General features: G+C 47.9%; 13 protein-coding genes (1 of these 13 running past the window's edge). 3 read left to right on the top strand and 10 right to left on the bottom strand.

Features of this window, described 5'->3' with window-relative positions; all coding sequences use genetic code 11:
* From MKY24_RS01870 to MKY24_RS01825, 10 genes are all read right to left on the bottom strand, one after another.
* Nucleotides 1-720, bottom strand: the 5' portion of a protein-coding gene (locus MKY24_RS01870; protein WP_339201314.1) for an ROK family protein. 243 nt of this gene lie to the left of the window's left edge; only the first 720 of its 963 coding nucleotides appear in the window; it begins with the start codon at nt 718-720; the stop codon falls past the left edge of the window.
* Between the two features lie 128 nt (nt 721-848).
* Nucleotides 849-1,688: a MurR/RpiR family transcriptional regulator gene (locus tag MKY24_RS01865; protein WP_339201313.1), complete on the bottom strand. Its 840-nt coding sequence runs from the start codon at nt 1,686-1,688 to the stop codon at nt 849-851.
* The gene (locus MKY24_RS01860; protein WP_068938318.1) at nt 1,666-2,385 is read right to left on the bottom strand and encodes an N-acetylmannosamine-6-phosphate 2-epimerase; all 720 of its coding nucleotides are present in this window, start codon (nt 2,383-2,385) and stop codon (nt 1,666-1,668) included. The genes MKY24_RS01865 and MKY24_RS01860 overlap by 23 nt, the downstream gene beginning before the upstream one ends.
* Nucleotides 2,386-2,390: 5 nt before the next feature.
* Nucleotides 2,391-3,929 (bottom strand): DUF4127 family protein, encoded by a 1,539-nt coding sequence (locus MKY24_RS01855; protein ID WP_076265096.1) that lies wholly within the window; start codon nt 3,927-3,929, stop codon nt 2,391-2,393.
* Between the two features lie 100 nt (nt 3,930-4,029).
* A complete protein-coding gene (locus MKY24_RS01850) occupies nt 4,030-5,856 on the bottom strand; it encodes a beta-N-acetylglucosaminidase domain-containing protein (RefSeq protein WP_339201310.1) in 1,827 nt (608 codons plus the stop codon).
* A 50-nt stretch (nt 5,857-5,906) separates the two neighbouring features.
* The gene (locus MKY24_RS01845) at nt 5,907-6,797 is read right to left on the bottom strand and encodes a carbohydrate ABC transporter permease (RefSeq protein WP_023986649.1); all 891 of its coding nucleotides are present in this window, start codon (nt 6,795-6,797) and stop codon (nt 5,907-5,909) included.
* On the bottom strand, nt 6,797-7,678 hold the full coding sequence (locus MKY24_RS01840; protein ID WP_023986648.1) for a sugar ABC transporter permease: 882 nt from the start codon (nt 7,676-7,678) through the stop codon (nt 6,797-6,799). The genes MKY24_RS01845 and MKY24_RS01840 overlap by 1 nt, the downstream gene beginning before the upstream one ends.
* Before the next feature lie 63 nt (nt 7,679-7,741).
* The gene (locus MKY24_RS01835) at nt 7,742-9,016 is read right to left on the bottom strand and encodes a sugar ABC transporter substrate-binding protein (RefSeq protein ID WP_023986647.1); all 1,275 of its coding nucleotides are present in this window, start codon (nt 9,014-9,016) and stop codon (nt 7,742-7,744) included.
* A 183-nt stretch (nt 9,017-9,199) separates the two neighbouring features.
* Nucleotides 9,200-9,763, bottom strand: coding sequence for a DUF420 domain-containing protein (locus tag MKY24_RS01830; RefSeq protein WP_023986646.1), 564 nt, complete (start codon nt 9,761-9,763; stop codon nt 9,200-9,202).
* 293 nt (nt 9,764-10,056) lie between these two features.
* Nucleotides 10,057-10,332 (bottom strand): GNAT family N-acetyltransferase, encoded by a 276-nt coding sequence (locus tag MKY24_RS01825; protein WP_013308402.1) that lies wholly within the window; start codon nt 10,330-10,332, stop codon nt 10,057-10,059.
* Between the two features lie 315 nt (nt 10,333-10,647).
* Between MKY24_RS01825 and MKY24_RS01820 the strand changes: the two genes are divergently transcribed.
* From MKY24_RS01820 to MKY24_RS01810, 3 genes are all read left to right on the top strand, one after another.
* Nucleotides 10,648-11,610, top strand: coding sequence for an RNA ligase family protein (locus MKY24_RS01820; RefSeq protein ID WP_068938321.1), 963 nt, complete (start codon nt 10,648-10,650; stop codon nt 11,608-11,610).
* Between the two features lie 111 nt (nt 11,611-11,721).
* Nucleotides 11,722-12,264 carry a MarR family transcriptional regulator gene (locus MKY24_RS01815; RefSeq protein ID WP_023986644.1) on the top strand — a complete coding sequence of 181 codons (543 nt, stop codon included), beginning with the start codon at nt 11,722-11,724 and terminating at the stop codon, nt 12,262-12,264.
* Nucleotides 12,249-13,172 (top strand): alpha/beta hydrolase, encoded by a 924-nt coding sequence (locus MKY24_RS01810; protein WP_339201306.1) that lies wholly within the window; start codon nt 12,249-12,251, stop codon nt 13,170-13,172. Before MKY24_RS01815 ends, MKY24_RS01810 begins: the two co-directional genes overlap by 16 nt.
* Nucleotides 13,173-13,191 lie beyond the last annotated feature (19 nt).

The raw sequence follows: 13,191 nt of genomic DNA, 5'->3' as shown, positions 1-13,191 counted from the left end.
GATTGCTTCCTGGTTACCGTGAGCGGCCTCTTTCACAATCTCGTTCCCTGAGCGGTACAATTTACCGACGTGTTCCCTACCTCGACGTAACAAGGCGCTCCCCGATACATATTGCTCGGCGCACCCTTTTTTTCCACAATTGCAGGGATGTCCCCCCGGGAATAGAATACTGTGCCCCCAATCACCGCCGCTCCAATGAGCCCCTCTGCACAAGAGGTCATTTTCCATATATGCACCTCCGACACCTGTTCCCAACGTGAGCATCACCAAGCGTCGCTTGCCCTTCCCCGCTCCCTGCCACGCTTCTCCAAGTAAAGCGGCGTTCGCATCATTATCAGCAACCGCTCGTAAAGCCAGTTTTTCTCTAGCCCACGTTACCAAGGATGTACCTTGCCAGCCAGGTAGGTTATCTGTGGCATACACAACTTCGCCGCTCTCCACATTTACTCGGCCAGCAGTAGCAATGCCTAGAGCGCCTACATCTATATGGGCACCGATGCTGGTATCTCCAAAAGAACGCAACAATCCGAGCACAGATTCTGACACCCGCGACAACACCCATTCACGTCCACGGGAAGCGTCCGTATCCAGCCGGATTTCATCAAGCACCGATCCGTCCGGTGCCACTATGGCGGCCTTCACCGATGTGCCCCCAATGTCGATTCCAATGACTCTGTTCACAGCAGCTGCCACCACACCAACCTCCTTGTTGCCCCACATAAAAGCTTACTAGCTCTTTGTACAAACCTTCTATTAGTAGCAATACATGAATAGCCATTCATATGCACCACAAACACAAGTCATTGAACTGTCAGAGCGCACAGTTTTCAATTCACAACTGAAAAATCTCAATAGCTTCGTTCAATAACGGCCCTCGCTGTTTTTTCCTTCATCTGTTTGGTGTGACTCGTGTGCTTGCGAGCAAGCCCTTCGCAGATGAGGTCAATCACGAATAGCTGTGAAATTTTAGCACCGATTGAACCACCTTCTATCGGGGCTTCTTTGCCTGCGGTCAGTAACACGATATCTGCAATGGAGGTGATGGGTGATTTCGCATAATTCGTAATTGCGATAACAGTTGCACCGTTTTGCTTGGCTTTGTGCAGCATATCGTTCGTATCCAGCGTACTTCCTGATACACTGATGCCGATAGCGACATCACCCGGGTTCATGGACACCGCCATCATCGACTGAATATGACCGTCTGCCACAGCCTCGGCGCGGCGCCCAATCCGTAAGAAACGATTTTTAGCATCCTGCGCGGAAATTCCCGAAGCGCCTACGCCGAAAAATTGAACATAGCTCGCTTGATCGAGACACGCAATCGCACGACCAAGCTCTGAATGGTCCAGCAGTCCCATACTGGAGTGCAAAATATCGAGCATGTTGTGATACACCGTACGCGTAATATCTTGTTCGTTATCTGGGTCGATGTTCTCCTCGCCCATATCGGTTTTACGATAAGTCTGGTTTTGTGCCAGGGACAGTCGGAAATCCTGATAACCTTTGAAACCAATTTTCCGACAAAAGCGCATCACCGTCGTTTCGCCTGTACCTGCAAAATCCGCCAGCTCCGTCACGGAGAAATATATGATATCTGCGGGATGCTCCAGTACGCATAAGGCGACTTTCTGCTCCGATTTCGTTAATGAAGGATAGTACGTGTTAATTCGGTCGTTCATCTCCATAGATGCATTTCACTGCCTTCCTTGCGGCATCGGCAAACCGCTGCGTAATCAATTGGGGTCTGGTAATCGCCGAGCCTACAACCACTGCATGTGCTCCCATTCGGAATGCTTCCTCAACCTGCGCTGGATCATAGATTTTGCCCTCTGCAATTAAAGGAACAGGAACCAGTTCCGACGCTCTCCGAACCAGCTCCAGATCAGGACCCTCAATCTGAGTAGAGTACGGCGTATACCCGGATAACGTGGTGGATACGCAGTCTGCGCCAAGGGAAGCCGCATGAAGCGCCTCCTCCAGTGTCGATATGTCTGCCATGGAAGTGACTCCCTGCTCATGGGCATAATCTAGGAGCCTCTTCAGCTTGCATCCCGCCGGGCGCGGTCGTAATGTGGCATCCAGCGCAATGATATCCGCGCCTGCCTCCACCAGTTCCTCCATTTCACGAAGGGTAGGCGTAATGTAAATATCAGAATCATCATAATCCCGCTTAATCAAGCCAATCACTGGTAGAGAAATCGCCTGTTTAATCGCACGTACATCCGATGCGCCATTGGCGCGAATCGCTACAGCTCCACCTTGCTGTGCGGCACGCGCCATTTTGACCATAGAATCTGCTCCATGTAACGGTTCGCCTGGTAGCGCCTGACAGGATACGATCAGTCCGTGCTGAACTTTGGATAATACACCTTCCATTCCCATAGGAATCACCCTCTCTTCTCGGCATGATGCCGTACGGTTAATCCGACTTCAAAGGTGCGGTTCCACGGCATGTAGCAATCTATAATTTCCACGCAACCTTCCGGCCCGTTCACATATTCATTGAGTGCCTGCTCCAGCCGTCCACGAATAACCGCAGCTACCGAGCCTCTCGGTCCATCGAGCATAAACTTGGTAAAACCCATCTGCTCCACAATCCCGTTATTCATAGCCGTACGTACCACAGCGCAATAACAGGCATCCTCGGCGTAGCGCAGCGACAGAAAATCCAAATGTTCCTCCGTAGAGCCATAGTGGGTATACAGCATGGACTGAGCAATGACGGTGCCCAGCGTGTTAGAACTGGTATTCCAGCCTGCATAACCTGCCAGCTTAAAAAGCAGTCCTTTTTGCTTTAATAGTCTAAGTAGCTTGAGATCTGCGCCGTTGGCGTAGCCCACATCAGCAACTGCAACATTTTGACCTGCATATTGCAGCATATAAGAACCGTACTCAACCAGCTCTACTACATTCCGATGTACATCATATCCGGTCATTGCACGCTGCTGGGATGAAGCCTCTGCCATCGTGTCACCGGGTGTGTTAGCCAACAAAATCAAATCAGCCTCCGTTGCCGAGGAAGCTATCAGCCCACCTGCCGCCATAATCTGATATTTTAAGGTTTCGTAAAAATAGCGATCTTCAAAAAGCGGAACTACGAATGCCCCCTGCAAAGCAGACAATCGGGGATACACCAGTGGGACTACATTATTCATCTTGTTAACCCAACGAGCCAGCAACGTACAACCCACTTCATCTGCCCCCGGGTACATGTATACATTCAAATCCAGCCCAAGCTCAGAAATACGACTTCTTAGCCGCTGCTGATCCTTGGCGGTATAGCCGTAGGGAGCCGAATCATCCTGTGGGATGATCATAAAATCAATGATACCTTCTGCTACGAGATCCAGTGCAACTTCATTAGCCTCCAAATTCACATGGCGACGCCCCAAGTAATCATCCAGTATTTCCATTGGCAAACGCTCGTTTATATCAGCTAATTCGAGCAACTCTTCAGCGGTAGCGATCCCCAGCTCCTGACGATGCTCAATGAAGCCCTTTCGGAATATCTCACGCCCCCAATCGGCATAGTAATCCGGTTCTTCATCAGCCAAAGAGTATTGCGGACAACGCATAATTAGTTGAAATGCATACAGAGTCAGTTGCGGATATAGTTGCTTTAGCCTGCGAAGCCGATTCACTCTATCTCTGACCTGCTCGCTCGACATACCGTGTAGTCGAGAAGGTACGATTCCTCCGTACAGCAACGTATCCATCGCAACAATGGCTCCATCAGCAGTAGCCGCGCGTTCTTCGAGCCATGCCCATAGTCTGGTCGTATCGCCAGGGGTTTTCTTTTGTCCCATCCATTCTAATGGGGGTCGCTCCATTTCCAAGTCTGTACCCTGTGCCAGTAAATAAGGAAATTGATAATTACAGGGCCGCTCATCTAGCGGTATAAAAAGTAATCGGGTGTTTGACTTCACCGTACGTTCCACCTCTCCTGAAAATTACCGTTATCCTAACGGCAAATGATTATTTTCAGGGCAGCTATGCTGCCTTGGTTTCATAATCCATCGCAAACACTCACAAGATCAGTCGATATTTGCCTTGTTCGTCCTGATCGACATAACCCCACTGCGCGGCAGCACGGATCGCCGGATTGCTACCCAGCCGAGCCTCCGCTTCTAAGCAAGCAGTGATACCGCGTCGCAGTTCTCCTGCAATTTCGTCCGTCAGAGGCGACGGCTCTTGCCCGCCAACTGCTTTGCTCGGCGTGCTGCTTCCCCTTGAATGTGCATCGTCCTGTCGCTCGCCACTGAGCGCAGCTTGGCGCAGCACCTGCCACAGGCCTGCGTCCAGCTCGGCACGTTCCAGCCACGGCGCGGCCTGGGACACGAAACCTGCCGCCGGATCATCAGCAGGCACGTTCCGTAGGACGCTCACGGTCTGAAGCAGCCGCTCAAAGTACATATCCAGCGCAGGGATATCGCGCATTTGCAAAGCAAGATCCACGTACTCATACGCGCTGCCGCCCAGTCGGCTGTTCCTGTTTTGACGACAGAAAAACATCAGTTCATCCGCACGCTCTCCCGCTAACTCCCGCGCAGCCCATTGCCAAGATAGCTCAGGCATATACCGTTCACTGTTCCACATATAGTGGGACATCGTAATGAGCGTCACTTTGGAGCATTCCCACTGATTCATCGGGTTGGCCACCATACCGGTATGTCCACAGTCTGGTAGCCCGGAATACCGTCCGCGCAGCGGATCAAGGAATAACCGATCATGGTCACAATCATTCACCGGGATGTTATCCCACAGCCACAACTCATGTCCGAAGAACGCATGATTATCGGCGGCGTGCTCGCGACTAATCTGTGGGGCAAAAACAAAGTACCCCGTCCAGAACACCTTAATCTCCGGATGCAGCCGCTCACGGAAGTCCTTTTTGTATTCGGTATCCCAATACGACCAATATTCCGAAGGACAGACTGTCAGTGTAAACTCAGGCAGCCGTTCAGCCAGCCATGTGTGAACCTTGTTCGTCAAAAAGACATGAGCGTGACCCGAGCGGCCCAGCAAATGTCGATTTTCCCCTTTGAGTACATAATCAATATCATCCATTAATACAGAAAAATGACGTACGCCAATCGCAATCACGGCCGCCAGCTTTTCCGTCAATTTAAGGAAATCTTCATCGCTGCCAAAGCTTAGGTCGTTCCCTGGACTGATACAATAATGAAAATCAATCTCATGTCGTTCGCAGGCTTCCTTCAATTCGCGGATCTGGGCAAACGTATCCTCAGGGTACGGCTCTCTCCATAGCTCACGATGATATGGATCATCCTTGGGGGCATACATGAACGTGTTCATCCGATGCGCAGCCATAAAACGGACGGCATCCAGCCGATCCGCGAAACTCCACGGTTTCCCATAGAAGCCCTCAATAATTCCTCTGACCGGGAAGGAAGGCTCATCCCGAATAGACATCACCGGCAGAGTACATCGCTCCTGTTCCACTTGAAGCAGGAGATGCAGGGCATCCATGCCGTATTTGAGCCCTCTTTTATTGGAAGCATGGACTTCAATCCGCCCGTCCTTCTGAATGTCCAACCGATATCCGTCTGCAGCAAGCGTTCCGTCATATTCGAGCACCAACTGCACGCTTCCCCGTGTTTCAGTCGGTACACCCGGTCCTGGAGGCACAATAAGCTTGATCGGTCCCTCGGGGTCCAGCACACCTTCATACTCCTGATTCATTGCAAAGCGAGAGGACAGTTCACAGACCAGACGCGGTTCGGAGATAACCAGCCTTTCCCCGCTGTCATACACATCACGAAAATAATATTGTATCTCCTGCGGTGATAACCCTACACCCGAATGAGGCCCCATTCCTTTGGACAATTTCATCGCAATCATCTCCTTCCATTCACAGGCTCTTCGTAGCCATGACTACTGGCTTATCCTTTTACCGCTCCCGCCAAACCTTCCATATAGTAGCGCTGTGTAAACAGGAACAATATAATGATCGGCAGTACCGAAATCATTGTGCCTGCAGCAATCCAACCGAAGTTATAGGCAAATTGACCGTTGAGATACGTGAGCGCAGCTGCCAGCGGATATAGCTCCGTATCATTTAAAATAACGATAGGCCACAGAAAGCTGTTCCAGAACGACATCGCCTCCAACAGAGAAATTACAGCGAGCGCCGGCTTGACCAGCGGAAGCACCAGCTGCCACCAAATTCGAAACTCCGAAGCGCCGTCCATTTTACCGGAATCACGCACATCAGTGGGAATATGAATAAACGTCTGTCGCATTAGAAAAATGTTGAACACGGAGACTGCCCCGGGCAACACCACACCCAAATATGTATTGCCCAGATGGAGCCCTTGAATGGTCAGATAATGCACAATAAATGCGGTGTAGGAAGGAATAATCATCGTGGCAATCAGCAGCGTAAACACCAGATTTTTACCCTTAAAACGAAATACAGCCAAGGGATATCCCGTCAGACTGGCGAGTACCACATTGAGCACAACGCCCAACACCGTAATGATGACCGTATTCAGCATATACTTTGGAAAATTCATGAACTGCCACACCTGAACATAGTTGTCGAAATCGATAAAGGTCGGAAAAATAGCGGGCGGCGTTGAAAAAATGTTACGACCTGGCATGAGGGATACGCTGAGCAGCCATAGGAACGGTCCCATTAAAAAGAGGGCGAGTAGCACTAGAAGCACGTAGATGACCGTCATTCTCAGCATTCGAGCAAGACTGCGCATGATGCGGCTGCTTTCCTTTTTAGGAAGAGATGAGCGTAGCATTTTGTCATCCTTTAGATTCATCAATAGGGATTGACACCGCCTTTCCTATTGAATCGGAATACGATAATACTAAGTACGGCAATCATTGCACCGACAATTAAGCCAAGCGCAGAAGCATATCCAAAATTGAACTGCTCCATGCCCTTTTGAAAAATATACAAGCTGGATGTCAACGTGGCCGTTCCCGGTCCACCCTTGGTTAGTACATATACTTCATCAAATACACGAATAGCTGACATGAGTGATATAAGGGTACAGAACAAAATGTAAGGCCTTAACAGTGGAAGAGTAATATGAACAATCAGACGCCATCGGCTTGCTCCGTCGACTCTAGCGGCTTCGTACAGATCTTGAGGAATATTTTGTAATCCAGCCAGATAGAGCATCATATAATACCCGAGTCCCTTCCACATTGTGATGAACATCAGTACATACAAGGCCAAGTTGCTGTCCGATAACCAGTGTATGTCTTTGCTAATCAAGCCGACCTGCATGAGCAAGTAGTTCACTACGCTGTTATTGCCCAATAGCCAGCTCCAAATTAAGGCTACAGCTACCATCGAAGTCACAACAGGGATGTAGTAGGACGTACGAAATATTTTAATTCCCGGGATACGGCTGTTCACAAGCACAGCCATCAGGATGGAGAAAATTTGGAGAAAGGGGACAATGAGCACGTACAACAATGAGTTCCAAATTGAAATAAGAAAGTTACGGTCCTTAAACGCCGCTTCAAAATTATCCAAGCCGACAAAATGGGTATCTGATATGACAGAGTAGTCTGTCAATGCCAGCGGGATGCTGTAAATAATAGGCCAAAATACAAAGACGGCAAGCAATAACAGTCCTGGCGTCATAAAGGCCCAGGCCGTAAAGGACTCCGACCTTAACCATTTGATCATGCTGCATCACCACCTGATTTTGATAAATGAACAGGGGAGTATTCACTTACTCCCCTGTCAAACCTATTGCTTTAAAATATCGTTCACTTCCTGCTCCAGGGCAGTAAGCGTCTGCTTCGTATCCGTGCCGTTCAATACAATATTTTGCAAAGCTCGCGCGATGGCACTGTTCACATCTTTGGCATTAGGCACACCGACCATATAATCTGTCGCCTTATCCAAGCTTTGCGCGGATACTACCTTGGCTTGTGCTTCTAATGATTTGTCAGACTGAGTAAAATATGGATCTTTAATGGAGTCTTTCGTGGAAGGTAGTGTATTCGCCGCTTTAGAAAAAGCTGTTTGACTCTCCGCGTTTGTCAAGAAAACAGCAAATTTCACTGCTTCGTCCACATGTGCAGACTTAGCAGGTACGACCAGGTCCATGGAGTTGGAGAGCCGCACATCAGCTTTACCGGTTGGGACAGGAACAGCAATTGTGTTCTTATAAACATCCGGCGCAGCCGTTTTGATAAAATTGATGAACGTCGGGCCTGCCAGCTCGAAAGCAACCTGCTCGCCGGCATAATATTTCACTTGTTGTGAGAAGTCAGCGTCTTCCTTGAGCACAACGCCATCTTCCATCTGTTTTTTTAGATTATCAATCATGGTGACTGCTTCTGGTGTATTGAACGCCGCTGCTGTCTTTTCTTTATTTAGAATGGGAATGCCGTCCACAGCGAAAAGTTTGGATACAAGCTGCTGCGCATAGCCTGCTTTGCCAATTTTTCTATTGATCTGACGGCCCCAATCAGACAATTCCTCCCGGGTTTTGGGCGGATGAGCAGGGTCCAATCCGGCGGCTTTGACCAGCTTTGTATTCATGTAAAGCACTTCTGTACCGGTATACCAGGGTAGCGCATAAGCTTTACCGTTAATGACTGTGGAATTATAAATACCCTCGAAATAAGCAGCCTTTTCCTCGGGCGACAAATGCTCATTCATATCAACAACAGCACCCTTGGAGCCCATTTGGCTAGCAAATTCTGTATTGAGATTGACTACATCCGGACTGCTGTTGCTAGCGATACTTGTCAACAGCTTGTTGGTCACTGCATCATAAGGGTAATCCTTCCAGTCAATTTTGACATTGGGGTTCTTCTGCTCATAATCGGCAATCACCCGATTGAAATACGGGGTAAATGTAGGTTGTAGTGCAATGGTCCAAAATTGCAGTGTTACTTTCCCTCCGTCAACCTTTTCCGACTTTGATCCTCCACCACCGCAGCTGCTCAGCAGTACAACCAGCGCCAGCATAGATACAAGCAACCGTAACCTGCCTTTCGCTTTCTTTGTCACATGGTGACCCCCTTGTTCTTAGTTGATTAAGGCAAATTATAGCAGAAATACCGCTAAAGAAGGAACGTTTTTTCAATAAAATAAATTTAGAAGGAATAATTTTTCTTTTATTGGATACAAAAAAGACGCCTCTTCAGCAGAGACGCCATTTTCCTAAATCAACCCGCAAAGGGTTCACATCTATTAATAGTATGGGGCCATGAACACGTACACCAGTACCCCGGTCAAGCTCACATATAGCCAAATTGGCATCGTCCAGCGCGCAATCTTACGATGTTTTGCTACCTGCATCGTCCATCCCCATACAACCGTGAACAGTGCCAGCGGTACAATAATCGCAGCCAGTATGCTATGCGAAATCAACAGCGTAAAGTAGATCGGCCGAAGGATACCCACCCCACCATATTTTGCAGTTTCCGGCGAAATGTAGTGAAAGGTCAGATAGGAAAATAAAAATAAAACGGTACTGGCGAAGGCCAGCAAAACAAAGGTTTTATGAAGCTTAATGTTCTTTTTGAAAATAGCAACCAGTGCAGCCACCAGAAAAATAAATGTGAAGCTGTTAAAAATCGCATTCAGCCTTGGGAAAATAGTGAGATCAAAACTCACACTACCCTGGTATCCGATCGGCGAAAAGAACAGCAGCAAAATAATCACGTTGGCTATAATGGAAACGGTGATAATCAAGGCTGTAAAATTACGATTGCTCGTTGGAACGTACTGCTTGTCCTCACTCGCTTTATTCATCATGAGCGTCTCCTTCGTTAAATTCAGGTTTTCGTTACTGTTGTAGTCATAACCATAATATATTATATAGAACTCATGGACAGCCTGTGAAGTGACAACAGTATGAACAATTTCACAGCCATCTGTCAGAAAATATGCTTCAACATTTGAAAATAGCCCTTTACTTCCCTATATCAACGGTAGAATGCATTGATTTTACAAGCTTTATGCACACAAAAAAACACCGGGAAGGTCTGATTACCCGCTCCGGTGTTGTGTCGGTTATGCAATTAAACAGCCTTGATGATCCATATTCATTGCTGCCATACGTCACTGTATTCCTGATGGCGCTTGAACAGAGCAAGCGCGTACGAGCAAGCAGGAATAACCTTTTTATGCTGATTCCTTGCCATATCAACCACTCGGTCGATGAGCTCCTTGCCGATTTTTTGACCCCGTAACTGCTCGGATACAAATGTATGGTCAATGACCAATGAGTGGTCATCTATGGATTTATAGCCTACTTCTGCAACTACCTGTCCATCATCCACCATGACTACTGCATGGTCCTCCTCGCGAATTTGTCTCATGAAACCAATCTCCTTTCTGACTGAAGAAAATCCCGTTACAACTCCATGCTAACGTATTACTGCAATCACTTCATGCCGACGCTAGATATCCTTATCATTCCCCTATTTAGGAATCAGCGAAACATTACATACGAGGATTTTGCAAAAATCCCATAAGCGACTTCCAATGAACAAGATATAGATCGAAATGGTTTAGTTCGTCTATATCTTGCACTTCGGAGCGACTGGAATCGAATTTTTCAAAATCCTGATACATAAAATAGGATCTATCGTCGACACTATATTTATTCCAATTAAGGCAAGGGAGGTGCTGCGTTGCGTACGGAATTAAAACCTGTCATCCCGTTTGAACCGGAACTGAGCGAAAAAGTACCTGTAGATCCGGGCCTTTGGCGTTACGAAATAAAATGGGACGGTACGAGAATTATGACGTATCACGACCAGGGCGGTACGCGTCTGTTCAACCGCAAGCAGCATGAGCGAACGCTTTTATACCCGGAGCTTGCTCTCTTCCCCTCCTACTGTAAGGCTGATTCGGTCATATTGGACGGGGAAATGATCGCACTCGGTGCCGACGGTAAGCCATCGTTCCATGAAATTATGCGACGGGATCTGATTCGTCGGACGGATCGAGTTCAGTCAGCCTATGAAGCTGTACCCGCTACTTACATGTTGTTTGATATTGTTTATCTGAACGGGGAGTGGGTTCATCTTAAACCGTTACAGGAAAGGCTTGAACTGCTGCATCAGATCATCATACCGAATGAACGGATTCAACTGGCTCCCGCTCATCCTGATGGACAAGCTCTATTTCAGGTCATGTGCAGCCAAGGAATGGAAGGCATTGTGTGTAAAAAGCTAGATAGTCCGTACACATTGGGCGGAAAGGACGGACGATGGCTCAAGGTCAAAAATTATGGCGATATCATTGCCGTTATCGGTGGCTATACCCTAAACGGAGGCATTATCAATGCTGTGTTGCTGGGCCAATATGATAAACAAGGAATGCTGCGCTATATCGGGCATGTGGGGACGGGTAAGCTGACTCGGGAAGATTGGCGTCAGCTTACCGAGCGCCTGCTACCACATACCATATCGGAGCGACCTTTTAGCAATAAACCGGATCGGCATCAAGACGCATTTTGGGTGAAACCCATGTATACCGCCAAGGTTCAATATAGTGAATGGCGGTGGCAAGAAGGACGTACCCTGCGTCAGCCCTCCATACAAGCCTTTGTGAATCAGGGCCCCGATCAGTGTATCGGCCCCTGGATGTGACGTTTTACAGATATATTTTCAAAAAAATGCGGAACAAAGTTTGTATAAATCATTGCAACCAGTGGTTAATTAAATTACAGTTAACTAATTAACTACATCGAGGTGGATCGCATGTTCTTTTTTTTGGACTCCGAAATTCGTCAACTGGCCTATAATCTCTTTCCAGGTGGCAATAAACCGATTGGTGTTTTGGTAGATTTATTTTCCATAACGTATGAAATACGTAAAAACATGGAAAAACGTTCGCGTGAATTTGGTCTGTCCTACGGGCAATATATCGCGCTTTGTGTACTTTCAGCGCAAAGAGATGAAATGTCATCTCCTTCTGCTTTGGCTGAAAAGATGGGGGTAAGCCGGGCAGCAATCAGTTCTATGGTTATTTCTCTCGAACAAGAGGGATTCATTAATAAATATGACGATCCCAATGACAAGCGGGGAGTGTTCGTGTCCCTGAACGATAAAGGAAGAAGTAAAATTCAACAGATGGACCCCTTTTTCGTAGGGCTGGCTTCACGTCTGATGTCAGACTTTAGTGAGTCGGAAATCTGTCAGTTCCAAACCTATTTGTCACGCGTACGTTCTGCGTTTGAAGATGTCAAAGGTTCGCGTCTAACCGACTCCAGAGAGGAGAGAGAAAAATGGTGCGAAGACTGAGACAAAAACTGTTCGTCAAACTTGCCCGCATATCGGCTGGCAGAATGGTAGCTGCGTCCGATTTCAAACCTTCGCATTCTCCCAAAGTACATCGGAAAGAAAGGATCATTCCCACCTCTGTTGGTGACTCCAGGGTGATTGTATATGAACCTTCTCACCGGTCTGCTGATCCACTCCCTGTATTTGTGAATTTCCATGGCAGCGGCTTTGTAATGGGCAGCGCCGAAATGGATGATCCCTGGTGTCCGGTCATTACTGAACGTGCGAATTGCGTTGTCGTTAATGTCGATTATCGCTTGGCCCCGGAGCATAAATTCCCTATCCCGCTACAGGAAAGCTATGATGTAACCCAATGGTTGTACGAGCATCCTGATGTGCTCAACGTAGATCCTCAACGCATTGCGGTCGGGGGACACAGTGCGGGTGGCAATCTAGCGGCAGCACTGTGTCTTATGGCCCGGGATCGCAAGGAATTTCCGATTGTATATCAGGTACTGGATTACCCACCATTAGATATTGCTACAGATCCCAAATTGAAGCCCCAATTCGAGAAAGCGATTCCGCCACGAGTAGCAAAAATCTTTAATGAAAGTTATCTGCACTCACCAGAGGAGGCGCGGAATCCGTTAGTTTCCCCCCTTTTTGCAGAATCACTACATAATCTCCCTCCTGCTTTGATCATAACCGCGGAGTTGGACTCCTTGGCTGACGAAGCCGAGTTGTACGCCAAACGGCTGATTGAAGCAGATGTGCCCGTGACGTATAAAAAATACATGGGTGCCGCACATGCATTTACCCATAGCGGCGATCTCGCTGTAGCTGAAAACGCCTGGCACCTGATGAGCGATCAGTTGAAATTGGCATTTGAATTCCGCATCGGAGACGTCCTGGCAGAACTGAAGAAATAGAAATAAGCCTCCTGCTTCC

Source organism: Paenibacillus sp. FSL P2-0322 (genome assembly GCF_037975315.1).
GTDB classification, from domain to species: Bacteria; Bacillota; Bacilli; order Paenibacillales; family Paenibacillaceae; genus Paenibacillus; species Paenibacillus polymyxa_B.
The sequence above is the reverse complement of the archived record's forward strand: the minus strand, read 5'-3'. Positions and strand labels throughout refer to the sequence as shown.